Genomic DNA, 25,192 nt, shown 5'->3' on the forward strand with positions numbered 1-25,192 from the left:
AGGATTTTTTTAAGATAAAAAGTATTAAAGCGAGTATTATTCAGGAATTTCATATGATTTTCCTTAATAATGCTCGCTTTAATCTTTATGCTACTTAATATTAATCTCTGCGCCTCTGTGTGAAACAGCGAGCAACGCGAGCTATATATTTCTTACCTTTGGGTTTCCAAGTAAAATAAGGATTCTTGCAAGCAACAGTTTATAAATCTACGGGCAGCTGGTACACAGTTAAAACAGCTGATGGAGAAACCTTTCAGGCACGTATGAAAGGAATCTTTAAGAAGAATGATGATATTACCTCTACCAATCCGATCGCGGTTGGTGACCACGTAACTATTGAGGCTGATGATAGCGATGCCAATGCAAAGAATGCTATGATCACGGATATTCTTCCCCGCACAAACTATATTGTAAGAAGCTCACCTCATGGCAAAAACAAAAAGCATATTGTAGCTGCCAATCTCGACCAGGCTGTATTAGTATGCACAGTTAAGGAACCTCGTACTTCCCAGGGATTTATAGATCGTTTTTTGGTAACTGCTGCAGCTTATCATATCCCTGTTATCCTGGTATTCAATAAAATGGATATTTATAAGGAAAAGGAATTAGAGAAATTTGAGGCCATAGAAGAATTATATACCAACATAGGTTATCAGGTATTGCTGGTATCTGCCAAAACAAAGGAAGGAATTCCGGAACTCGAGGCTTTACTTAAAGATAAAACCACACTGATGTCCGGGCATTCAGGCGTTGGTAAATCCAGTCTTATTAACGATTTGATGCCGGGTTTGGATATTAAAACCAAAGAGGTTAGTGGATGGAGTGGTAAAGGTTTACATACTACTACCTTCGCAGAAATGCACGATTTGCCTTTTGGTGGTAGTTTAATTGATACTCCGGGAGTAAGAGAATTTGGAATTGTGGATATCCCCAAAACTGAGCTATCCCACTATTTTCTTGAAATGCAACCATTTATTTCACAGTGCCAGTTCAATAACTGTCTGCATTTAAATGAGCCTGGATGTGCTGTAAAAGCAGCCGTGGAAGAAGGGATTATAGATGTTGACAGATATGTCAGCTATGCCACAATACTGGATTCTATTCAGGAAGAAACCTACTGATTAACGCTTCGGTTTTCCCAATTCATCAAGCACTTTTTCTGCACCCCAGTTCCGGCGAGGCTGTGGACATCCTTTCTTTTGGGTATGGCAGGCTGTAAAACCAATCAGGATTATCAGAATAACAACAACTTTTCGCATAAACAGGGATTTTAAAACAGACGGCTCATTTGTTTGCCTGCTTTACGATTTTGTTGCTTAATATCCTTAGTGTAGTAGTTAGAAGCAGGACATCCTGTTTTTTGCGAGGCGCAAGACGGAAATAGGATGCTGCTTGCTAAAAGCAGATAAATAACTCTCTTCATAGGTAGATAGGTATTTATCTGCAATATAGCTATTTTTTGTAATAAGTTCTATTTCGTAGCTGCTTCCTCATACCAGGAAGCATACATCAGATAATTTTTAGAGATACGGTTTATTTCCCCATTGATCAGGGCCATATCTATATCTTTTACTTTTTTGGCCGGAACACCAGCGTAAATAGTGCCGGCTTCCACATGGGTTCCACTTAGTACAACAGCACCGGCGGCAATGATACTGTTACTGTCTATCCTTGCATTGTCCATTACAATGGCGCCCATGCCAATTAAAACATTGTCATCTACTGTACAGCCGTGTAAAATAGCATTATGGCCTATAGATACATTATTACCAACAATGGTTTTGGATTTCTGATAGGTACAATGGATTACTGCACCATCCTGAACATTTACATTATCACCTAATTTGATGCTATTAACATCGCCACGTACTACTGCATTAAACCAGATAGTACATCCTTTGCCTACAACTACATCGCCAACAACAGTTGCATTAGGCGCTACAAAGCAGCCTTCAGGAATCTCAGGAGTCTTACCATTAAGAGGAATAATATATGCCATAATAGATAGTTTAAATGGTTCTTCACAAATATAACAATTACTAATTAGCAGTTGTTTTCTAACTTCGCAGCTAATAGTTTAAATGCGATATGAATAACAGGCAACTTTTTTTGCAGCATGTGGCACAAACTTCTGATGCTCCTTTAGCATTGGAAATTGTGAAAGCAGAGGGAATGTATATGTGGGATGTAAACAACAAAAAATACCTTGATCTTATCGCAGGTATCAGCGTTTGCAATATGGGGCATTGCCATCCTGCTGTTGTAAAAGCAGTGCAGGACCAGGTGCAGCAATACATGCATTTATTGGTGTATGGCGAATTTGTGCAGTCACCTCAGGTAGCATATGCTACCCTGCTTACCAAACATCTTCCGGAGACTTTGAACTGTGTGTATTTTACAAATTCAGGAGCAGAAGCAGTTGAAGGAGCTATGAAACTGGCCAAACGTTTTACCGGCAGAACTGAAATAGCATCGTTTAATCGCAGTTACCATGGCTCTACTCAGGGAGCTTTGAGCATTTTGGGTGATGAATATTGGCGTAATGCCTACCGCCCTCTCCTACCAGGAATCAGGCGATTAACCTACAACGACTTTGAATCACTGAATGAAATTACTACCGATACAGCTGCTGTTATCGCCGAGAGTGTGCAGGCGGAAGGAGGAGTAAATGCTCCACAACGGGAATGGTTACACGCACTCAGAAACCGTTGTACTGAAACCGGCGCATTATTGATCCTGGATGAGATCCAGTGCGGATTTGGTAGAAATGGATCGTTATGGGCATTTCAGCAATTTGATATAGTTCCCGATATCCTGCTTCTGGGTAAGGCATTGGGTGGTGGTATGCCTATGGGGGCCTTTATCGCCAATAAAGAAATAATGTGGTCATTAACCAATAGCCCTGTATTAGGCCATATCACTACGTTTGGAGGACATCCGGTTAACTGTGCAGCTGGACTGGCAGCTTTTGAAGCTTTACTCGAATCCAATCTTATTAGTGTAGTAAAAGAAAAAGAAACGCTCTTTCTGCAACACCTCAAACACCCTGTAATCAAAGCTGTGCGATCTGTAGGCTTAATGATTGCTGTTGAATTTGAGAACTTCGAAACTAATAAAAAAGTAATCGACTATTGTATTAGCAAAGGAGTATTAACCGATTGGTTTTTATTTGCTGCAGAATGTATGCGAATTGTTCCGCCATTAATTATTACTCCCGAAGAAATTAAATGGGCGTGCAGTATAATTTGTGAGGCTGCTGAGTTTCACGCAAAGGGCTAAAGGAAGCAAAGAAAATAGGAGGTAAATATTATAGTGTAGATGTCTGTCAGCTACAAAATCCTTAATATTAATCTTTGCGTTTCTGCGAAAAAATGTATTTACTTAGAATTGTAACTTAAAGCTGCCAAATACGCCAAATCGCTTGCTGGCAGGCTCACCGGTGACTTCATCAGGTGTTACGCGCCAGATGAAGTCAACCCTGAGGAATTTAAAGATATTTTCTACGCCGGTACCTAGCTCCAGGTACGGATTTCCTTCCAGTGTTTTAAACGGAAAACCATTGTATAGGTTGAGATTTTTATTGGCATTGGATAAAGAACCAATAACACCTTTGGCAGTCCAGAATTGGCGCCATTTTAATTTTTTGATAAGGGGAATATAAGTAAATATACCATTGCCGATTGTATGTTCTACATTGAAACCGGCATATTGATCACTGATGAACTCAAATCTGTTCATCATGTTAAAAGCATATTTGTTATAATAATAGATCTCATTTCCTGGATGTACTTCAAGTGAAGTATAAGGCACTGTTCCGAAAATTTTCCCACCAAAAACATTATAATAGAAAGATCCGAAAGGAGGTAATTTAAAATAATCAGAAACCCCAAAGCTTACTTTCTGGTATTGTTGTCCGCTTTGTGCGATTCCCGGAATACCTGCTGCCAGCTTCAGTTCTGCAATTGGATATTTACTACCTAAACTGATACGGTAATAGTTGCCTTCCAGGAATTTTTCCTGAAACGCATACCTGATTTTTACTTCTACTTCCGTAGTGGTAAGCGGGTCTTGTCCATTCGCATTTTTCGGATAATAAGCAGATGTTGGTAATGGATCATATGGTCTCACCTGTTTGTGAATCAGAGAAAGTTGATGAGAAAAACCACTATAATATTCTTTAAAAAATTCGAATCGTTTTTCATCAACCATCAGGAATTTCTGAGGTACCCCATTCTTTCTGATTGCCAGTGTAAATATGTTATCTGTTCCAACTTCATCATAATAGTGAGTACCATTATCCAGATCTTTTGTGTAGGCGGCATATAAATAAGTACGTGGATGCTTTTTCAACAACCAGAGCGCCGACATTTTTCCTTTATACACTTTATCGCCAAATCCGTATGCCAGGTAGCCATACAGATAAATATTTTTATTGAATTGAGGAGTAGTTCCTAAATCCAGTCTTAACCTGAAACCTTCGAGCCTATTTTGAGAAAACAGATAATAGTATGGGCCCCACTCAATTGGACCTATAGGTTTATAGCCAGTGGCGAGGAATTTAATTGTATTGCTGTATGTTTTGAACAGCGGCATTTTTTGGAGGGTATCTACCATTTTATAAATACCTTCTTCATTTCTGCTGAGGTCTTCAGGCCTGTTATCTACCCAGAAAGATTCTTTTCTGATACGTGCACTATCCAGTACAACTATATTTTCAGGATATTTTCTGTCGCCAAAGATATTGGTAGCAGAAGTATCGTTGGTAATAACATCGCTATATGTAGTGGTTTTACGGCCTATGAAGTCGAAGTTCTTGCCGGGTCTTGGACTTGGGGCCCAGAAATCGGCGATAAACTTATCCTTAAAGAGGAACCAGGAGCTATCGGGCAGTTGTCTGAATTCCTGTACCATACTAATACGGTGAACGAAGTTGATATTAGCGTCTTTAGGAACCGAAAGAGTGGTTTTATAAACTGCGTAGGTAGTATCGTGTACCCATAGGTCACCGATAAAAGTATTTTCCCCTTTACGTTTAGGCGTAAAGTTTAGTTTGATAAACCTTTGCCCGCTGATGTATTGGGTATCTGCAATGGAATAGTCGTAGTAGAAAGAGCCATTGTGATGGATAGGGCTTACAAATTGTTTGTCGAAAACGGGGATGAAATTATCGTAGATGTTTATATTTTGATACATACCTCCCAGGAATTTGGTAACGCTTTCATTATCAATTCCTGAAGTGCGTGCAGCTTTAATAACTTCTTTTGTTTTGCGGGGATTGGATTGAAAATAATAATCAGATAGTGTTTCTGTGAGGAAGATGGGCAGGAATGGCTTGTCTTCCGATGTGCTGTCTATATTTTCGAGAATAAAGGCAAATGGTTTGGTAAATCTGTTTTTACCAAGTTTTTCTTTATTCAGGTTTTTCATATCCAGTTCCAACTTATTATAGACCTCATACTTATAGCTATTGAGCTTATTGTAGTTATTTTCTGGCTTATGTTTGATGATTTGCCGGAGCAGGATCAGGCCCCAGTTGACATTTGCTTTCACTTCATGAACGCGTAGAGAAACATCAGAGCGGGTTACTTCAAAGTTGATGGTTTGTTCTTTACGGGATTTGTCGACTGGTAAAATGAGGAGATTGTATCCCATTACCCGTACCAGTATGGAATCGGATGGGATAACATTTAATTCGAATAAGTATTTGCCTTCTGCATTACTAACCATTCCGGTTTGAGTATGTACAAACTGGAGGGTTGCGAAAGGGATAATTTCCTGGGAATGAGCATCTTTAACAATCCCACTGATCTTATATTGCTGTGCCCACAGGCACTGGCTCCAAACGCTTATACCGATAAATAATACTAATATTCTATTCCAGGCAACCATAATCTTCGACAATATTATAGTATTTATCCCGATTCTTTATACTGGTAACCTGAAGGAAACGTAGTTATAAAGAAAAATTATATTTTGAATTATCAGATTTTGTTTTAGCTTTGTATTGCAAAGTGCTTTTTATATGAATGATCAACAACATCTCGAAGCAATAACAGACATTAAACGCATAATGGAAAGGAGCAGCCGATTCATATCCTTGAGTGGATTGAGTGGGGTATGTGCAGGCATTTGCGGTTTAGTTGGTGCCTATATTGCCAAACTGATGTTTGAAGCCTATTATGACCGCTGGACGCAGCGAAATGGGTACAACGATGCCGATTTCCAGTCATTAAAGCTTAACCTGATCTTACTGGGGCTGGGTGTTTTGCTGGCAGCTTTGGGAAGCGGTGCCTTTTTCACACTGAGAAGAGTTAAACGCATGAAGGTATCCCTCTGGGATCTTAGTGCCAGGAAATTGCTGATCAACATGATGATCCCCTTGGGAGTTGGAGGTATTTTTATTGCAGGGTTAATTTATAATCATGTGGATGCATTGGTAGCCCCGGCATCTCTGGTTTTTTATGGCCTTGCATTGATCAATACCAGTAAGTACACTTTTTCCGATGTTCGTTACTTAGGGATATGTGAAACGGCAGTAGGATTGATAAATCTTTTCTTTTTGCGTAAAGGCCTGTATTTTTGGGCTTTAGGTTTCGGGTTATTACACATCGTCTATGGCATTCTGATGTGGTGGAAGTACGAACGAAAACTGTCGCTTTAATTTTTATCATGAACCCGATAGGTAATTTAAATAAGATTTTTGAAAGCCGTATCCGACTTGGTGTTATGAGCATCCTAATGGTAAATGAAGAGGTGAATTTCAATGATCTGAAACAGATGTTGGAAGTAACAGATGGAAATCTGGCCTCTCATCTCAATACCCTTGAAGAGAACGGTTATCTCAAAGTGCATAAGGGCTTTATTGGTCGAAAAACCAATACCACCTATGCAATTACTCCCGCTGGTGAAAAAGCCTTTAAAGGCCATTTAGCAGCATTGGAGCATATGATCAAATTCACACGTTAATTTTTTTTGTCTTTATACTTTGAAATACAAAGTACTTTTAAAAAATAAATTATGGAACCTTCAACAAACCCTCCCCGTTCATTTTTTGATATCAATAGCTATGCAATCAAAGCATTTATAATTGTAGTTCTTGTTTTGGTGCTGCTTATACCAACAACAATGGTAGACAGCATCATCCGGGAACGGAACAACAGACAGGAAGAAGTTACCGAACAGATTTCCCACAGCTGGGGAAAAGAACAACAGGTAACCGGCCCCGTAATCGCTATCCCATATCTGGGAGATACTACAAAAACACAGTATGCCTATATTCTGCCCGAGAATCTTAGAATCAATGGGGAAATAATCCCCGAAAAACTTCGCCGTGGAATTTTTAGTGTAGCCGTTTATAATGCAAAACTTCAGCTCAGTGGTAACTTTAGCTCAGATGCCTTCAACAGTTTATCTGTTTCTCCTTCCGCCCTTAACTGGCAAAAAGCAGTGTTACTCATTGAGCTGACTGATTTGAATGGCATTGGCAACCAGGTAGTGCTCAATTGGAACGACAAAAAACTACAGTTTAACCCCAATAGCTTGCCTGAAGGACCATTTAGCAGCAGTATCCAGGCTCCTTTTCCAATGAGCCCCGGAGATACTGCCGCATTAAATGGAAACTTTAATTTCGATCTGAAATTCCGTGGGTCTCAATCCGTTAAATTCTCTCCTATCGGTAAAACAACCAAAGTAGCGCTTAATTCGAGCTGGACTAACCCATCTTTCGATGAAGCGTTTCCACCTGCCACCAGGCGGGTTGATGAAAATGGCTTTGCGGCCACATGGGAAGCCCAGCATCTCAACCGCAGTTTCCCACAGGCATGGGTAGGTGATAAATTTAATATTCATGCTTCCGACTTCGGAGTGAAACTTTTTCTTCCTACGGAAGTCTATCAAATGTCGACCCGCGCAATTAAGTATGCCATTCTTATCATTGGGTTAACATTTTTGATTTTCTATTTCCTTGAATTAAGTCAACGCCTGGCCCTTCATCCATTGCAGTATACCCTTATAGGACTGGCTTTATGCATTTTTTACACATTACTGATCTCTATTTCAGAACAAATTAACTTTATGTTAGCGTACCTTATAGCTAGTGTACTAACAATAGGACTGATTGTTGTATATACGGCAGCTGCATTAAGAAGTAAACGTATTGGAATTACTATTGGCGTGGCCTTAGCTTTGCTTTACGGATTTATATTTGTAGTTATTAGTGCCGACGATCAGGCATTATTGATGGGTAGTCTTGGTCTTTTCCTTATTCTTGCAGTTGTAATGTATGTTAGTACCAAAATTAACTGGCAACAGTTAGGAAACAAAACAAACAATAAGAGTATTATTCATTAATAGTAATTATAATGGTTCGTTCTTATATCAGCAAACGGGTGGCTAGTTTTGGCTATGCATTCAATGGAATTGCTGCTTTTGTAAAAAGTGAGGCGCATGCTAAAATTCATGTTATTGCAACGCTTGTAGTAATTGCAGCCGGTTGCTGGTATAAGATTACCAAAGTAGAATGGCTGTTTATTATTCTGGCTATTGCAGTGGTTTTTATTACTGAAATGCTGAATACGACAGTAGAGAAAATGATGGATCATTTATCTCCGGATTATCACCCCAATATTAAGTTTATCAAAGATGTAGCTGCAGGAGCAGTATTAATAGGGGCTATAGCAGCAGCAATAATCGGGGCTGTCATATTTATTCCCTATATATTTCCAAATGCAATAAACCTCTAACCATATGCAGTTGAAAAATGCTTTTAGAAGAATGATAAGCAAGATTAGAAATTCACAACAGCATTATATGCTGCTGGCTTTCGTGTTATTTGGTATGGGGTTGCTCCTGTATAGAATTATTCATACAGGCACGTATTTACGTGCTACTTTGATATGGAATTTGTTTCTGGCCTATATTCCTTTTGCTATTACAGCCTGGATGGAAAAGCGACCATCTCTACTGCAAAACAGATACAATTGGTATCTCTGTTTTATTGTATGGCTTTTATTTATACCCAATGCACCATATATTTTAACAGATCTGTTCCACTTGTTTGATGGTGGAGTTCCTGTATGGTATGATCTGTTCCTGATCTTTACATTTGCCTGGAATGGAATGGTGTTAGGATACCTTTCTATCCGTAGTATGGAAGGTATGTGGAGCCGCCGCCACTCCAGATGGCCATCCTGGTTATTTACCTTACCTGTTATGTTCTTATGCTCTTTGGGAGTTTATATAGGAAGATATCTGCGTTATAATAGTTGGGATGTTGTTAAAGATCCTATAACATTACTAAGTGATGTAAAGGGTATTTTATTGAATCCTGCCGCAAACAGAGGCGCCTGGGCATTTATTGGATGTATGAGCATTTTCCTTTGCATCATGTATCCAATGGTTATTAATAGCTTCAGAAGATATAAGCCAGATCATCAAGAGTAAATATATCCTATTATAAAACTAAATCCCTGGCCGGTAATCGATCAGGGATTTTTTTATTGATGATAAAAGTTATTGATGGATGTAAATGCCCCTTAAGAAACTAAATCCCTGACCGGTAATCGATCAGGGATTTTTTATTGATGATAAAAGTTGTTGAAAGATGTATATGCCCCTTATAAAACTAAAATCCCTGATCAATTTCTGATCAGGGATTTTATATAATTGATACTAACTATTTCTAGAAGTCAACACCCATTGCAAAGTACCAGATCGGACTTCCTCTGAAGAAGGCAACTGCCGGCCAGCCTGCATCCACTCTCAGGAAGTAGCCTGCAATTGTTGTACGGGCGCCAAAGCCATAACCTCCAACAAATGGGCCTAAGAAACCTTCCTTAACTCTGGTAATTACAGTTGGAACTGGGTTGTTGGCGGTAGCATTGGAATAAGTAGCGTAGTTAGCATCTTTAAATGATAACTTCTTATTCCAGGCAGTACCAATGTCCATAAACGAAGTCACCTGGAAGTTACGCAGGAATGCAGAGTTGATAGGCTTTTCAATGAATGTTGCAAATACAGGCAATCTTAACTCTGTATTCAGTAACATTACATTATTACCATTCTTTGCATTTTGCTTATAACCTCTGAGATTTTCACTAAGTGTCTGGAATGCATAATTAGCGCTCATATCTACCTGGGTGTTTGGATTGATCTGTGGATTTAACCAGTTGTCAACACCTCCCAGATAATACAGCAACTTGCGGGTACCCCACGACATATCCATCGCAAAACGGGTTGCCCATATGAAGTTGCGGTAGATCTTTTCGTAGTGACGAATATCTACTCCCATATTATAGGTGAATCTTCCCTGTGCCGCTGCCGTTGTAGGGTTATTAAACATTTCGTTTAGCCCTCCGTTGGTCAGCTGTGCATTCATATCGCCATATACTTTAAATCTGGTTCCATTCCAGATATTAATAGCCGGATTGATAGTATTGTCATATACATACTCCAGGCGTAATAAAGCATAACGCTCTGTCAGATCAGGGAAACGCAAAGGATCTTTACCGGTGCTTTGTGCAATAAGCCTGTCGGTTCGTAGTCCTCCTGATAAACGTATACTTCTTACCTGGTCGAATGGATAACGTGCTTCCACCTGATAGATGTTAGTAATCAGTTTGGATGGTGCATATGTTACATTACCGGATGTATCTACAAATTGGAAATTACCGTTTTTATCTACTTTCCTGTAGTAGGTAAATTTATAATCGAAGCGTTTCTTCAGATAATTGGCAGTAAAGAAGTATTCCGATCCTTGTAAGGAAGAAGGTATACGGAAGCCACCATTAAACTTCAAATCCTCAAATAAATCGCTTACCCCAATTTTAATTAATCCGTTCACCGGATCGGTTAACCTGATCGGTGCAGTAGGTTGACCCGTGAAAGGTTGGTATTTATTAATCAATACAGAGTTATCTATCTGTAAGATGAGATAATCGGAAGCGAATTTGAATTTATAAGGCAACAGCTTCGACTTCTTTAATGTCTGATTACTTTCTTTCTTAGGTTCAAAGAGTGGCGACTCATTTACCAGGAAAGGTTTTGATTCAGTATTATTGTTTGTCCTGGCTGTTGTATCTGCCGGTTCATTTGCAAATTCGTTCTGGAAGAAGTTAGTATGAGTGGTAGTATCTTTTACTTTAGGGGCCATATAAGTTGGTAATCCCATTCTGATACTATCTGCATGCATTTCTGCTTTTCTGAAATTGGTTGGACGTGCATTGATATTTCTTTTCTTCAATACAACAGTATCTACTTTCAATTTCATTAATCTCTTAATATCTGCATATTGCACAACTTCAGATAATTCACCTTTCTCACCGGTAATTCTTGATTCCTGAATACCATATGGATAGTTGGAGATCGGGAATGTATAAGTAGAATCTTTAGTAATCGCTACTGCTTCTACTGAATCAGGAGCTGTAGAACCATATGCAGCTAATGTAGAATCCAGCTCTTCCTGATCCGGATTATGCAATATTTCTGAACCGATATAGAACAGAGAATCTACCCCATCTGCCTGCGATTTGAAGAAACCTGCATAACGGTTACGGATACCGTTTGCATCAGAAACGAAGGTAAAGTGGGTGGTATTATATTGCATTGGCAATCTTGCATTGCCATACGACATATCGGTTAATTGAGTGATTTGCTTATCGGAACTTCTGTTCCAGTTATCGACCATGAAGATATTGTAGCGATTATTCAGTAATGATGTATCGCTTCCTCTGCCTTTAGGGCCAGGACGATTGGAAGAATAGATAATACCGCTCTTACCAGGGAATGCAGCAAATGAAGGGTCCAGATCATCGTATACATCATTGGTAATCTGATCGGTTTTTGAATTGCTGATATTGTAGGTAAAGATATCTGTATGGCCATTACGAACTGCCGAAAGGAGCAATGTATTTTCCATTACAGGTATATATTTGAAATCTACAACCCTGTCGAATTGTGGTAACTCCTGTCTGAGGGTTGTACGGGTAACCAGGTCATAGATCATCAGTTTGGTTTTACCCTCATGCTCGTATATAACTGCTAATCTGTTGCCTTTAGGGTTCCAGGCCATTTGTGGATAATTAGGATCTACCTGATTAGCCATTTGAATTACGCCACTACGCAGTAATACTTTAGGTTTGTTCCAACCCAGCTGTATTTGCACCCTGTAAACACCTTTCTTAAATTCAACCAGGGCGTAAGAATTATTTTTAGGATTTGGGTTGAATCGATAGTAATCTGCTTTGGGAGTAATTTCCTGGGCAACAATTGTTCTACCTTTTGCAGAGGTTTTTCTTCTTCTGTTATCTTCCAGGAATCTTTTCTGATAGAATACAAAGAAGTCTTTGGTTGCCTGTTTAGGAGTCAGGTTAAGTACCTGTTCAAAGCCTTTTTTAAGGCCACGGTTAATTCTGGTGATATACATCAGGTAAGGAACGGCGTCTTTACCATATTTACTTTCCACATAATACCAGAAGGCATGTCCGGCTAATAAGGGATGATCGTAGGCAAGTTGATTGAAGTTGTTATACTTGCCAGACATTATAATAAGTTTCAGATCTTCATCCTGTTTGGCTGTCCAGTTTTCTGCAGCATAGGCAATAAAGCCATCAGTAAACCATTTAGGGAAATCTATCAAAGCTGCATTACCGGCAAATTCTCCAATATCTTCACCAAATAACAAGGTTTCCAGCATTATACGGGCAATCCCCTGACGGATTTGGCGGCGAAGGTTTTCATGATTACCATCAAAATAAACAATCATTTTATTACCAACCAGTTTGGTAACCCCTCCGGTATTTTGCCATTCAACGCCAATGCCTATATTGGATTGCTTCATTTCACCGAAGCTATTGTAAACCACAATATTAATACGCTGTCTTGGATTGGTTTCCATGAACTGCTCTAGCTGGGGTAACTCCTTTTCCGCTACCTGAACAACATACTTTCCTAGTTCCAGCCCATTCTGACTGAAATAGGTATTGAAATGCCGACTTTGGTAGTATCTCCACTTAAAATTCTTAAACTGCACCCGATTTTGGCCGAATTCAACTGTATTTGTCTGAGCCAACGACACCATCGTTCCAAGTAATAGGGCATTAAGGAATAATAACCGGGTAATAAATCTGTTCATACAGAAAGTATTGAATAATATTGTGATCGGTTTTAAAATTAGACTAAAAAAATCGGGTAACAATGATTGAAATAAAACAATTCACTTTTGGTCCCCTCCAAGAAAACACATTCCTACTTATTAACGGAAAAAAGGAATGTATAATTATAGATCCTGGGTGTTATTTTCAAGACGAAAGAAAAGAATTATTACAATATATACAAACGCAGGGGTTAAATGTTACAAGATTGTTGAATACTCACTGCCATTTTGACCATATTTTCGGCAATAAATTGGTGTCGGAGACATATAAGGTACGGCCAGAGATACACGAAATGGAGCAGGTGATCCTGGATCGCAGTCAGGAAGCCGGTGTTATGTTCAATTTACCATTCGATCCTTCTCCTATGCCTAAAGGCTATTTAAAGGAAGGCGACGAAATTATCTTTGGTGAGCATGTGCTAACGGTATTGCATACCCCAGGCCACTCTCCTGGCAGTATTTCTTTCTATTGTAAAGACCAGCAATTCCTGATCGGGGGAGATGTATTATTCTATCAGAGTATAGGACGTACCGACCTTCCGGGAGGAAATCATGCAACTTTGCTAAAAAGCATCAGAGAAAAACTTTTCGTACTACCGGATGAAGTTAGAGTCTTCCCGGGGCATGGACCAAGTACTTCAATTGGATTTGAGAAAAGGACCAATCCTTTTTTAGTGGAGTAGAGATATGTTGATTTATCATAAAGTATTAAAGGGCAGACTAAAATCTGCCCTTTAATACTTTATAGTTGATTATGCCTTACTGGCAAAATATTTTCCTACAAAAGGTAAGCGCTCAAATTCTTTACGCTCCATGCGGAAGATAAATAACGCATATGCCGCGAAGAATAAAGTGGCTACCCCTAATGAAAGTGCGGAAGCTGCATATTTATCGGCTGGTGACAGGTAGTGTACATTCAACCAGTTAAACAAATAATAGGTAATAACGGCCAGGCCTATATAAGTTACCAACTTTGGAATATGATAAGGGATCGGATAATGTTTCTGACCCAACAGATAACAAATCAACATCTGAATAAAGTAGCAAACCATTGTGGTAAGCGCTGCTCCATAATAGCCAAGTACCGGAATTAATAAATAGTTCAGCAAAAATGCCAGTCCTGCCGTAATAATAGTAATTACTGCCCCGGTTCTGGTACGATCAGTGAGTTTAAACCAGATAGAAAGGTTGTAATAAATCCCCAGGAACATATTGGCCAGCAACAATACCGGCACAATGCGAAGCCCTTCATAATAGAAAGGTTTTCTGAGGAATATTTTCCAGATATTCAGGTATAATGCAACAAAGAGGAACATGAAGCATAGCAGAATCACAAATAACTTCATGATACGGGCATATAATTTCCTTGGATCACCACTTTCTGCCTGTTTAAAGAAAAACGGTTCGGCCCCTAACTTGAAGGCCTGAATGAACATAGTGATAAGAATAGCCAGTTTATAGTTGGCACTATATATACCTATAAGTTCTTTTTTAGTTTCAAGATCCGCAACCGGAAGGAATTCCGGAAGGAACCAGGCTCTGTCGAATGTTTCATTTACCATGCCCGCCATTCCAAAAATGATCAGTGGCAGGGCATAATGCATCATTTCTTTCCACAGTTTGCCATCAAAGGTCCATTGAATACGACGAATCTGAGGTAAAAACATCAATAAGGTGACGCCACTTCCCAGCAAATTGCTCAGATAAATACATCCGGTCTGCGACTTATTGCCAATGATATCGGGAAGCCAGGTCCACCCACTGGCATAAAGTTTAGGGCTTATTACCAGGAAGAAGATATTGAAAAAGATGGTAGTGAATATACCAGCTGTACGTATGATTGCATATCTGATAGGGCGGTTTTCCAGGCGTAATTGTGCAAACGGAATAGCTGCCAAAGCATCAAAAGCCATTAGAAATACGATATATACATACCACGAGGCATGACCAGTAAGCCCAGCCAGCTCTCCTTCACTGGAATTGATTATAGGTTTGGTAAGCAGTAATAAGAGAACGGTAATGCAAATGGTAGATACTATCAGGGAAATGGTAGAGGTACTTAATACCATTTTTTCATTATCCTTTTTTGCAAACCGGAAAAAAGCCGTTTCCATCCCATAAGTCAATATAATATTGGCAAATGGTATGAATGCGTATACATTAGAAATTTCGCCATATGCGGCTCCGGTTAATACTCCAAGGTAAAGTGGCGTGAGGAAATAATTGAGCAGTTTACTCATTATGTTACTCAATCCATAGTATACCGTTTGTCCTGCCAGTTTCTTTATGCTGCTCAAGTTCCCAGTTGATTTTGACGCAAATTACAAATTAAGGCTTATCATCCCTATTCAAACCTACCCCTTCTGAACTGCTTTTTTTCTGATTGCCGTTTCTTTGAATCCAGTCTTCTTTCTTTGGAGGCCTTAGACGGCCTTGTTGGCAGTCTTTTTTTCTTTGGGATGAGGGCTTTATTTACCAAATCGTTCATTTTAGCGATTACCAGGTGCTTATTTCCAAGTTGGGTTCGGGCCTCCTGAGATTTTACCTGTAAAAGACCTTCTGAAGTGATACGATTGGCCAATTTTTCCTGTAGCTGATTTTTTTGTTCCTGGGTTAACAAAGGGGAAGCCTGAAAATTCCAATAGCCTTCCACCATGGTTTCCACCTTATTCACATTTTGACCTCCGCTTCCACCGCTACGAGCAGTGCGGAATGTGATTTCAGGGGTTAAATCGATGTTCATTTTTCTATTTTTGTGATCCGCAAAGTTACTCTAAATATTGGAAACCTTTGTGGAATATGGATTTGGTTTAACTTTCCACAAATAATATCTAAAATATGAGAGCTGTAATTCAGCGCGTTAGCGAAGCTGCCGTTAAGGTAGATGGAGTGGTAACCGGGGCTATTCAACAGGGATTGCTGGTATTATTAGGAATAGAGGATAGCGACACAACTGAGGATATTACCTGGCTGAGCTCCAAAATCGCAAACCTGCGTATATTTAATGATGACGCAGGAGTTATGAATATTTCGTTAAAGGATGCAAACGGAGACCTGTTGCTGGTTAGCCAGTTTACCCTTTTTGCATCAACTAAAAAAGGGAACAGACCTTCCTACATCCGGGCCAGTAAACCGGATATTGCTATTCCATTATATGAAAAAATGATTCTGCAATTGGAACAGGATTTGGGAACAACTATCGAACGCGGCATCTTTGGGGCAGATATGAAAGTTTCATTGGTCAATGATGGCCCGGTAACTATTATCATCGACTCACATAATCGGGAATAAGATTAACTTTAATAAAATACAAGCCCATGACTATTCAGGAAGCTCAGGAAAAAATCGATAACTGGATTAATACTACTGGTGTTCGTTATTTCAGTGAACTAACCAATATGGCCATTCTTACTGAAGAAGTGGGAGAAGTGGCCCGGATTATGGCCAGGAAATATGGCGATCAATCTTCAAAAGAAAGTGACAACAAAAAATTACTGGCTGATGAACTGGCAGATGTGATGTGGGTTTTGCTCTGTATTGCCAATCAAACAGGTATTGATATGACTGTTGCCCTGGAGAAGAATTTCGATAAAAAAAATATCCGGGATGCCCAACGACATCATAATAACCCTAAATTAAAACAATAAGCCTCCGGTAAAACCCTCTGCTATGCAAAAATTTGGCAAGCTGAAAAAACTCTGGGCAGTATTAAAGCAGTCGTTTAGTGATTTTATTGATGATAAGGTGTTGAAGTTAAGTGCTGCACTCGCCTATTATACTATATTCTCAGTAGCTCCTATGCTGATTATTATTATTTTCCTTTGCGATCTGTTCCTCGGGCAGGATGCAATTGAAGGTAATATTTACGGACAGATTCAGGGCCTCGTCGGCAGCGAAGCGGCACTACAGATTCAGGCTATGATTAAGAATGCCTCCTTGTCTGGCGATATGAACTGGGCTACTATTGTAGGTTTTGTAACCTTAATTATTGGTGCTACGGGAGTATTTGCTGAAATTCAGGATTCTATAAATTACATCTGGCGACTGAAGTCTAAACCAAAGAAAAACGGTTTGCTCAGAGTGCTGCTGAACCGGTTACTCTCTTTTTCACTGGTAGTAAGCCTGGGATTCATTCTCCTGGTTTCGCTGGCAATAAATGGATTGGTTGAGCTTTTTTCGACAGTAATAATCAACCTGCTGCCGGGAAAAATCACTTCAAGTATTCTATTTTCGCTGGCCGACTTTATAGTTCCTTTTATTGTGATATCTGCACTTTTTGCAATAATCTTCAAGGTGTTGCCAGACGCACGGATAAAATGGAAAGATGTTCGGGTTGGCGCTTTTGCTACGGCTATTTTGTTTATGGTGGGGAAATTTGCAATAGGCTATTACCTTGGCGCCAGCAAAGTCTCGTCGACCTACGGAGCTGCTGGTTCTATCGTAATTATATTGCTCTGGGTATATTATTCAGCTGCAATCCTCTATTTCGGTGCAGTTTTTACCCGGGTATATGTACAATATTCCGGGGCGCAAATTTATCCGAATGAATATGCGGTATGGATTAAGCAAATTGAGATACCTCATAAGCCTGAAAGTGTAAATGAAGAATAACCAATAAAATATAAATTCAATAATAATGGCATACGTATATTCAAAATTGCCATTTATCTTTGCGCCACTATGTCTACAGATCAGAATAAATTCCAGGCGATTATATCGCATTGTAAAGAATATGGATTCGTTTTTCCATCCAGTGAAATATACGATGGATTGAGTGCTGTATACGACTACGGTCAGTATGGCGCTGAATTGAAAAAGAATATTAAAGATTATTGGTGGAAGAGCATGACTCAACTGCACGAAAATATCGTGGGGATTGATGCTGCCATCTTCATGCACCCTACTACATGGAAGGCTTCCGGTCACGTAGATAATTTCAGCGATCCAATGATCGATAATAAGGATAGCAACAAACGTTATCGTGTAGATCATCTGATCGAAGGCCATGCAGAAACCCTGTCGGCCGATCAGGCAAAAGAATTGCTTTCTCAGATGGATGAACTGTTGAAAGAAAATGATTTTGCAGGCTTAAAAACACTCATCGAATCAAATAAAATAAAATGTACTGTTAGTGGTACAGCTAACTGGACAGATGTAAGACAGTTCAACCTGATGTTCTCTACTCAGCTGGGTAGCGTTACCGACGAAGCTAACGAGATTTATCTCCGTCCTGAAACCGCTCAGGGTATCTTCGTAAACTTCCTGAATGTTCAGAAAACAGGACGTATGAAAGTACCTTTTGGTATTGCCCAAATTGGTAAAGCTTTCAGAAATGAAATTGTTGCCCGTCAGTTTATTTTCAGAATGCGTGAATTTGAACAGATGGAAATGCAGTTCTTCGTACGCCCTGGCACTCAGAAAGAATGGTACGAGAAATGGAAGGAAGAGCGTATGCAATGGCATCTGAGCCTGGGTACATCTCCTGCTAAATATCAGTTCAAAGACCACGTTAAACTGGCCCACTATGCTGATGCAGCTGTAGATATCGAGTTCGAATTCCCATTTGGTTTCAAAGAAGTTGAAGGTATCCACTCCCGCACCGATTTCGATCTGAAACAACACCAGGAATATAGCCGTAAGAAAATTCAGTATTTCGATACAGAAATCAATCAGAACTATGTACCATACGTAATTGAAACCTCAATTGGTTTGGATCGTATGTTCTTATTGACTGTTTGTAATGCATATGAAGAGGAAGATCTGAGTACTCCTGAGAAGGCTGATAGCCGTGTTGTAATGCGTTTTCCTGCCAAATTAGCGCCTATCAAACTGGCTATTTTTCCATTAACTAAAAGAGATGGATTACCAGAATTGGCAAGAGAACTGATGGATGATTGCAAACAAGCATTCTATTGCTTCTATGAAGAAAAAGATGCGATTGGTAAAAGATATCGTCGTCAGGATGCCATCGGTACTCCTTTCTGCATAACTATCGATCATCAGACCAAAGAAGATGGTACTGTTACTATACGCCACCGCGATAGCATGGAACAGGAACGCATCCCTATGTCTGATGTTAAAGCATTGGTACTAAGTAAGATTATCTAGTAACATAATAGGGCTATGACCGTTTAACAGTTTAAATTCCATGCAATGATGAAATTTACACTGATGGCTGTCATAGCCCTAACTATTTCTACCTGTACTGTATCAGCACAAGAATCGAACGACTTCTCTCCTAAGTCTCAGTCTCCCGCCCGGCCTTATTCCCAACAGGTTTACTTCAGTATCTGGGGCCCTACTGCATTCGCTGGTATTAATTATGATGTACGATTTACCGGCAGAGAAGACGGAATAGGCGCCAGAGCCGGATTTGGTATCATTCCTCAGTATACAGAGTACCGCCGGAATATAAATGGCGAAAAACAAAGAACAGAATACAGGCCTACCATAGTTTCTATACCATTCGGATTAAATTACGTATTGGGAAAGAAAAAACATCATGTTGAAGTTGGGGCAGGTGCCACTTATTTGTCTGGTGATTCGCTTTGGTACGATGATGTAACTACCTCCTATACCTGGCTCGGATGGTGGTCTGTTAACTATCGCCTTAATTTGCGTAACCGTATTAGTATGCGTGCCGGCATAAGTGGTTTTATTTCCACAAGCAATAACCTGGCTGCCCGATTACCAGTTCCTGAATGGAGTATTGGCTATAGATTTTAATTATCCATATAATTCGAGATGAATAGCATGGCGATCGTAACCTAATGCCATGATTCGCTGCTTAGCTTCATCTATCATGGCTTTCCAACCACATAAGTAAAAATTGGCCGGTCGCTTCTCACTCAGAATTTTTTCATAAACCTGATGTACATATCCCTTATGTCCCTGCCAGCTCGTTTCCCGCGATAAGGTGGGGATATAATGGAAATCAGGCATCTTCGTAGCTAATTGACTAAGCTCAGTTGCATAAAGCAAATCTTCCTGATATCTGCAACCAAAAATAAGATGGATCGGGGCATGGGGAATCTGATGTGCATGAAGGTAAGTGACCATCGATCTGAATGGTGCAATCCCGGTTCCGGTACAAATAAGAAAAATCTCCTGGTCTAACGATGGTGGCAGCACAAAAACACCAAGTGGACCTTTAAGTAACAATTCTGATCCTACTTTTACTTCGTTGAACAGATAGGTACTACCCGCACCGCCTTCCAGCAATACTATCACTAATTCAATAATATTTGTACCATCCGGAGCTGAAGCTATGGAATAGCTTCGCCAACGCTTATTCTTTTTCTCATGAATGGGTAAATCGAGCGTTACAAACTGCCCGGGCTTAAAATCGAATACATCTAACGTGGGGATCTGGATCCAAAACCGACGGGTATTGGGTGTAGCATCCACCAATTTTATTACTATACCAGTGTGCCATCCGTCAACCATGCGAGGTAAATTTTGGTTATTATGAATATAATAAAAATATATGGAACCAACAGTCTTAATGTCGAGTTACTGAATTCCAAAAACATAAAATCCAAAATCTTTAATCCTTAAATCTTCGTACCTTTGCATTCTTCATGAATTTAGAGGCTGTATTACAATTATTTCAGCGGGATAACCGCCTGCAATCACTGGTGAAAGGAGTTCAATCTCCCACTCCTCAATACTTTCAGCTTTCATCCTTAAACGGAAGCGCTATCAGTTTCGTGGCAGTGAATACCTGGTCCAATGCAGATGTAAACCATCTCTTTATCCTAAACGATAAAGAGGAGGCCGCTTATTTTCATAACGATCTGGAGCAAATCAGCCAGGCATTAGATATCTTCTATTTCCCCGACTCATTCAAAAAAGTAGGTCAATTCCATGAGATCAATAGCAGCCATAGCATGTTGCGAACTGAAGCGCTCATGAAATTTTCCGGAGCCGCCATCCATAAGAAAATTCTGGTTACCTATCCCGAAGCATTATGGGAAAAGGTTTCCGGGAATCAGGCTTTCAGTGCCAATATGGTGCAGTTAAAAGTCGGTGATGTATTGGTGGTAGATCCTCTCCTCGAAAAATTAGTAGAATGGGGATTCCATGCTACCGATTTTGTATATGAGCCAGGGCAATACGCTGTAAGAGGAGGAATTCTCGATATCTATTCGTTCGGTAACGAAAAACCATACAGAATAGAGTTATTCGGTGAAGATATTGATTCAATCAGGCTTTTCGATCCCGAAACCCAATTGAGTGAGCGTAAACTTACACAGGTTACACTCATCGCAAACATGGATACCCACGGTGGTGGAGGTGATCATCATAAAACCTCTTTACTGGAATTTCTTCCGGAAAATACTGTAGTCTGGATCAAAGATCCGTCTTATGTACAGGGAGTTATTGAACAACTGGAACAACGACTCGACGATTTTCTGCTTTCAGGACAAAAAGTGAAAATTGATGATGACGAAGAAATGATCCTGAAGGAAGATGACTTTGTGAAGGCGGCTCCACTAATGAAACAATTGCTGAAACACAGTACAATTGTATTTGGTGGTAAAACCTGGCTGACCGAACAAGGCTTAACTCCTACTGAACTGGCTTTCGATACGCAGGAACAACCTGTATTTAACAGGCAGTTTGATCTGTTGATCAAAGATCTCGATCAACATAACAAAAACAAATACTCACTATTTATATTCTCAGATAATCCACGACAATTAGAAAGGCTCAGAAGTATTTTTGAGGACCTGAAAGCTGATTTCGTGTTTTATCCTATCCCAGTAGCAATCAGTGGTGGATTTATAGGTAATTCTCTTAAAATCGTTTGCTATACCGATCACCAGATCTTCCAGCGTTTTCACAAATACAAGGTAAAACAAGCCTATAACAAGAATAAGGCGATTACCATGAAAACCCTGAGAGAGCTGCAACCAGGAGATTATGTTACACATATCGATCATGGTGTGGGAATGTATAGTGGTTTACAGAAAATAGAAGTAGGTGGTAAAATGCAGGAAGCCATCAGGATTATTTACAAAAACAACGACCTGTTGTACGTAAATATCAACTCCCTGCATAAAATCAGTAAATATACCGGCAAGGAAGGCGTAGAACCTCGTGTCAATAAACTGGGAAGCGATGCCTGGGATAAGCTGAAAGAAAAGGCTAAAACCCAGGTTAAAGATATTGCTAAAGACCTCATACAGCTGTATGCAGTCCGAAAAGCTCAGCAAGGCTTTGCACATACCCCCGATACTTACCTGCAAACAGAGTTGGAAGCCTCCTTCCTGTATGAAGATACTCCCGATCAAAGCAAGGCTACCGCCGATGTTAAAAGGGATATGGAATCGCCGGCACCGATGGACAGACTGGTTTGTGGAGATGTGGGTTTTGGAAAAACAGAAGTCGCTATCCGTGCTGCCTTTAAATCGATCGTAGATGGTAAACAAGCTGCTGTATTGGTTCCTACTACCATTCTTGCATTCCAGCACTTTAAAACTTTTGCAGACCGCTTAAAAGATTTCCCTTGTACTGTTGATTATCTCAACAGATTTAAATCTTCCAAAGAGAAAAAGGAAACACTGAAGAAGCTGGAAGAAGGGAAAATTGATATTATCATTGGTACTCATGCTCTCCTTGGAAAAGAAGTTAAATTCAAAGACCTTGGAGTATTAGTAGTAGATGAAGAACAGAAGTTTGGTGTATCAGCTAAGGAAAAGCTGAAGCAAATCAAACATAATGTAGATACCCTTACTCTAACAGCTACACCTATCCCAAGAACTTTGCAGTTCTCGCTGATGGGGGCCCGCGACCTTTCAGTTATTAACACACCTCCTCCTAACCGCCAGGCAATCGAAACGGAAGTACTGGTATTCAACCAGGATCAGATTCGTGAAGCTATCTATTACGAAGCCGAAAGAGGCGGACAGGTATACTTTGTGCATAACAGAGTAAAAGGCTTAGCTGAAATGGCCGGACTTATTCAGGGCCTATGCCCGGATTTGTCTATTGCCACTGCTCATGGCCAGATGGAAGGACATAAGCTGGAAGAAGTAATCCTTGATTTTATAGACAGAAAGTATGATGTATTGGTTTGTACCAACATCGTTGAAAGCGGTGTAGATATTCCTAATGCCAATACTATCATCATCAATAACGCACATCACTTCGGACTGAGTGATTTGCACCAGTTGCGTGGCCGTGTAGGACGTAGCAATAAGAAGGCATTCTGTTATCTGTTGGCTCCTCCTATGAGCACTTTACCACAGGATAGCCGTAAACGCCTGCAAACATTAGAGCAACATAGTGAACTGGGAAGTGGTTTCCAGATTGCAATGCGCGATCTCGATATCCGTGGCGCCGGAAACCTGTTGGGTGGAGAACAAAGCGGTTTCATGGCCGAAATAGGCTTCGATATGTACCAGAAAATTCTGGATGAAGCAATCCGTGAACTGAAACAAAATGAATTCCGGGATCTCTTTAAAGATCAACTGGAAGAAAAGAAAGATTTCGTGAGTGACTGTACCATCGATACAGATCTTGAAATCCTTATTCCGGATACATATATAGAAAGTATTCAGGAACGTCTGAACCTCTATCAGGAGTTAGATAATATTACTGAAGAAGGCAAACTGCAGATATTCATAGCAGGTATGATAGATCGTTTTGGCCCATTACCAGAGCCGGTAAAAGATCTGTTTACGATGATCCGCTGCCGCTGGATGGCCATTCAGCTTGGCTTCGAGAAAATGATGCTGAAAGAAGAAAACCTGCGTTGTTATTTCATCAACAATCCTGATTCTCCATATTTCACCTCCCCTACTTTTGATCATATACTCACTTATATACAAACCCGCACCAATAACGCGAAACTAAAACAGGTTGGTAAAAACTTTATGCTGGTGGCTACGAGAATACGTAGTATGAGCGACCTGTACGACTTCCTGAAGGCGATGACCGACAGCCGTAAATAATTTCTTTCCTGTAACATAATTACATGACATCCGTTTCTTATGGATGCTACATAATGCATTAACATAATTTTAAGGATTACCCCTATGGAAATCCTTTATTCAAATGCATCATGTTGGCAAATAATCGAACAATTATAAAACGAAGAACCATGAAAAAGTTAATGTTACTTGCAACTGGATTGATTTTGTCTTTAGGTGTGTTTGCCCAACAGCAACAACAAGTAGATACCAGAAAGAAAATTGAAGTTATAGGCTCTGCCGAAATGGAAATTACTCCGGATGAAATCAACTTTACTATTTCTTTACGTGAATATCTGAAAGGTAAAAACAAAGTTGAGATAGGAACACTTGAAAAACAATTACAGGATGCTGTAGCCGCAGCAGGTATTCCAAAAGAAAACTTTACTATCGAAAATGTTTATGGTAGTAACTACGATTGGGATGTACGTAAAAAGAAAGATCCATTGGAGTTTATGGCTCGTAAACAATATCGCCTGAAACTAAACAGACTGGATAAAATCAATGCTATTCTCGGAGCTGTAGATGCGGAAGGTATTGAAAGTGCAAGAGTTTCCTCTTTCTCTTCAAGTAAAATGGAACAGTATAGAAAAGAAGTGAAAATTAAAGCTATGCAGGCTGCTAAAGATAAAGCAGAATACATGCTGGCTGCTGTAAATAACAAACTGGATAATCTGCTGGAAGTTCAGGAAATTAATACCGATAACTATGCAGATTTCCGTCCTCTGGCTGCGAATTATATGGCAAAGGGTGGTGGTGCTTCAGAAGATTCTAATATTGATTTTAAAACCATTAAGGTTCGTGCAGAAGTAAGAACTGTATGGGAAATTAAATGGAAGTACTAAGAAAATTTGATAGTTGAAGAGCGAACATCAGGTTTAAAATCGTATGTTCAAATCAGACATTTTTTAATAATTACATTGATAAAAAAGAGAAGGTCGGCTCTACAAGCCGACCTTCTCTTTTTTATATTATAATTGAATTTTACTCATGAGGTAAATCTTGCAATATTGATTTGCCAGCTTTGGTCATTACTCTTTTCCCTCTTTGGAGACCCGCAAAATAA

Annotated in this window: 22 protein-coding genes and 1 pseudogene; 15 read left to right on the forward strand and 8 right to left on the reverse strand. The window is 39.7% G+C overall.

What is annotated here, in order from left to right:
* The first annotated feature begins 185 nt into the window (after window positions 1–185).
* Window positions 186–1,121, forward strand: coding sequence for a ribosome small subunit-dependent GTPase A (rsgA, locus tag DVR12_RS11815; RefSeq protein WP_116975880.1), 936 nt, complete (start codon window positions 186–188; stop codon window positions 1,119–1,121).
* Here rsgA and DVR12_RS27575 read toward each other — a convergent pair whose 3' ends face one another.
* The 3 genes from DVR12_RS27575 to DVR12_RS11820 are packed head-to-tail and all read right to left on the reverse strand — an operon-like array spanning window position 1,122 to window position 1,999.
* Window positions 1,122–1,259 (reverse strand): hypothetical protein, encoded by a 138-nt coding sequence (locus DVR12_RS27575; RefSeq protein WP_158563258.1) that lies wholly within the window; start codon window positions 1,257–1,259, stop codon window positions 1,122–1,124. It lies immediately after the preceding gene.
* A gap of 11 nt (window positions 1,260–1,270) precedes the next feature.
* Window positions 1,271–1,423, reverse strand: coding sequence for a hypothetical protein (locus DVR12_RS27580; protein WP_158563259.1), 153 nt, complete (start codon window positions 1,421–1,423; stop codon window positions 1,271–1,273).
* Between the two features lie 48 nt (window positions 1,424–1,471).
* Window positions 1,472–1,999, reverse strand: coding sequence for a gamma carbonic anhydrase family protein (locus DVR12_RS11820; RefSeq protein ID WP_116975881.1), 528 nt, complete (start codon window positions 1,997–1,999; stop codon window positions 1,472–1,474).
* A gap of 89 nt (window positions 2,000–2,088) precedes the next feature.
* Between DVR12_RS11820 and DVR12_RS11825 the strand changes: the two genes are divergently transcribed.
* On the forward strand, window positions 2,089–3,279 hold the full coding sequence (locus DVR12_RS11825; RefSeq protein WP_116975882.1) for an aspartate aminotransferase family protein: 1,191 nt from the start codon (window positions 2,089–2,091) through the stop codon (window positions 3,277–3,279).
* A 102-nt stretch (window positions 3,280–3,381) separates the two neighbouring features.
* On the opposite strand, the gene DVR12_RS11830 is transcribed toward DVR12_RS11825, so the two are convergent.
* Window positions 3,382–5,901 (reverse strand): DUF5686 family protein, encoded by a 2,520-nt coding sequence (locus DVR12_RS11830; RefSeq protein WP_147323448.1) that lies wholly within the window; start codon window positions 5,899–5,901, stop codon window positions 3,382–3,384.
* A gap of 121 nt (window positions 5,902–6,022) precedes the next feature.
* Here DVR12_RS11830 and DVR12_RS11835 point away from each other — a divergent pair, with 121 nt between their 5' ends.
* The 5 genes from DVR12_RS11835 to DVR12_RS11855 are packed head-to-tail and all read left to right on the forward strand — an operon-like array spanning window position 6,023 to window position 9,441.
* On the forward strand, window positions 6,023–6,661 hold the full coding sequence (locus DVR12_RS11835; RefSeq protein ID WP_116975884.1) for a hypothetical protein: 639 nt from the start codon (window positions 6,023–6,025) through the stop codon (window positions 6,659–6,661).
* Between the two features lie 8 nt (window positions 6,662–6,669).
* Window positions 6,670–6,966 (forward strand): winged helix-turn-helix domain-containing protein, encoded by a 297-nt coding sequence (locus DVR12_RS11840; protein ID WP_089763906.1) that lies wholly within the window; start codon window positions 6,670–6,672, stop codon window positions 6,964–6,966.
* Window positions 6,967–7,017: 51 nt separating this feature from the next.
* On the forward strand, window positions 7,018–8,349 hold the full coding sequence (gene creD / locus DVR12_RS11845; protein WP_116975885.1) for a cell envelope integrity protein CreD: 1,332 nt from the start codon (window positions 7,018–7,020) through the stop codon (window positions 8,347–8,349).
* Window positions 8,350–8,360: 11 nt separating this feature from the next.
* Window positions 8,361–8,741, forward strand: coding sequence for a diacylglycerol kinase family protein (locus tag DVR12_RS11850; protein WP_116975886.1), 381 nt, complete (start codon window positions 8,361–8,363; stop codon window positions 8,739–8,741).
* 4 nt (window positions 8,742–8,745) lie between these two features.
* Window positions 8,746–9,441, forward strand: a complete 696-nt coding sequence (locus DVR12_RS11855) for a DUF1361 domain-containing protein (RefSeq protein ID WP_116975887.1) — start codon at window positions 8,746–8,748, stop codon at window positions 9,439–9,441.
* Between the two features lie 238 nt (window positions 9,442–9,679).
* Here DVR12_RS11855 and DVR12_RS11860 read toward each other — a convergent pair whose 3' ends face one another.
* Window positions 9,680–13,129 (reverse strand): TolB-like translocation protein, encoded by a 3,450-nt coding sequence (locus tag DVR12_RS11860; protein WP_233522378.1) that lies wholly within the window; start codon window positions 13,127–13,129, stop codon window positions 9,680–9,682.
* 62 nt (window positions 13,130–13,191) lie between these two features.
* Between DVR12_RS11860 and DVR12_RS11865 the strand changes: the two genes are divergently transcribed.
* The gene (locus DVR12_RS11865) at window positions 13,192–13,833 is read left to right on the forward strand and encodes an MBL fold metallo-hydrolase (protein ID WP_116975888.1); all 642 of its coding nucleotides are present in this window, start codon (window positions 13,192–13,194) and stop codon (window positions 13,831–13,833) included.
* Window positions 13,834–13,902: 69 nt separating this feature from the next.
* Here DVR12_RS11865 and DVR12_RS11870 read toward each other — a convergent pair whose 3' ends face one another.
* Complete coding sequence (locus tag DVR12_RS11870; protein WP_116975889.1) at window positions 13,903–15,447, reverse strand: lipopolysaccharide biosynthesis protein; 1,545 nt, start codon at window positions 15,445–15,447, stop codon at window positions 13,903–13,905.
* Between the two features lie 47 nt (window positions 15,448–15,494).
* Window positions 15,495–15,878 (reverse strand): annotated as a pseudogene (gene arfB / locus DVR12_RS11875) (alternative ribosome rescue aminoacyl-tRNA hydrolase ArfB); the annotation flags it as partial.
* Window positions 15,879–15,988: 110 nt separating this feature from the next.
* On the opposite strand from arfB, the gene dtd reads away from it, so the two are divergent.
* From dtd to DVR12_RS11900, 5 genes are all read left to right on the forward strand, one after another.
* Window positions 15,989–16,441 carry a D-aminoacyl-tRNA deacylase gene (gene dtd, locus DVR12_RS11880; protein WP_116975891.1) on the forward strand — a complete coding sequence of 151 codons (453 nt, stop codon included), beginning with the start codon at window positions 15,989–15,991 and terminating at the stop codon, window positions 16,439–16,441.
* Between the two features lie 26 nt (window positions 16,442–16,467).
* The gene (locus DVR12_RS11885; protein WP_116975892.1) at window positions 16,468–16,797 is read left to right on the forward strand and encodes a nucleotide pyrophosphohydrolase; all 330 of its coding nucleotides are present in this window, start codon (window positions 16,468–16,470) and stop codon (window positions 16,795–16,797) included.
* A gap of 22 nt (window positions 16,798–16,819) precedes the next feature.
* Entirely contained in the window at window positions 16,820–17,761 is a 942-nt protein-coding gene (locus DVR12_RS11890) for a YihY/virulence factor BrkB family protein (protein WP_116975893.1), read from the forward strand.
* A gap of 69 nt (window positions 17,762–17,830) precedes the next feature.
* Entirely contained in the window at window positions 17,831–19,258 is a 1,428-nt protein-coding gene (locus DVR12_RS11895; protein WP_116975894.1) for a glycine--tRNA ligase, read from the forward strand.
* Window positions 19,259–19,303: 45 nt separating this feature from the next.
* The gene (locus DVR12_RS11900; protein WP_116975895.1) at window positions 19,304–19,876 is read left to right on the forward strand and encodes an outer membrane beta-barrel protein; all 573 of its coding nucleotides are present in this window, start codon (window positions 19,304–19,306) and stop codon (window positions 19,874–19,876) included.
* Here the strand turns inward: DVR12_RS11900 and DVR12_RS11905 are convergent, their stop codons facing one another.
* On the reverse strand, window positions 19,877–20,596 hold the full coding sequence (locus tag DVR12_RS11905; RefSeq protein ID WP_116975896.1) for a ferredoxin--NADP reductase: 720 nt from the start codon (window positions 20,594–20,596) through the stop codon (window positions 19,877–19,879). It abuts the gene before it with no gap.
* A 134-nt stretch (window positions 20,597–20,730) separates the two neighbouring features.
* On the opposite strand from DVR12_RS11905, the gene mfd reads away from it, so the two are divergent.
* A complete protein-coding gene (gene mfd / locus DVR12_RS11910) occupies window positions 20,731–24,108 on the forward strand; it encodes a transcription-repair coupling factor (protein ID WP_116975897.1) in 3,378 nt (1,125 codons plus the stop codon).
* 149 nt (window positions 24,109–24,257) lie between these two features.
* On the forward strand, window positions 24,258–24,971 hold the full coding sequence (locus DVR12_RS11915; RefSeq protein ID WP_116975898.1) for an SIMPL domain-containing protein: 714 nt from the start codon (window positions 24,258–24,260) through the stop codon (window positions 24,969–24,971).
* Window positions 24,972–25,192: the final 221 nt, after the last annotated feature.

Source organism: Chitinophaga silvatica (assembly GCF_003419895.1).
GTDB classification, from domain to species: domain Bacteria; phylum Bacteroidota; class Bacteroidia; order Chitinophagales; family Chitinophagaceae; genus Chitinophaga; species Chitinophaga silvatica.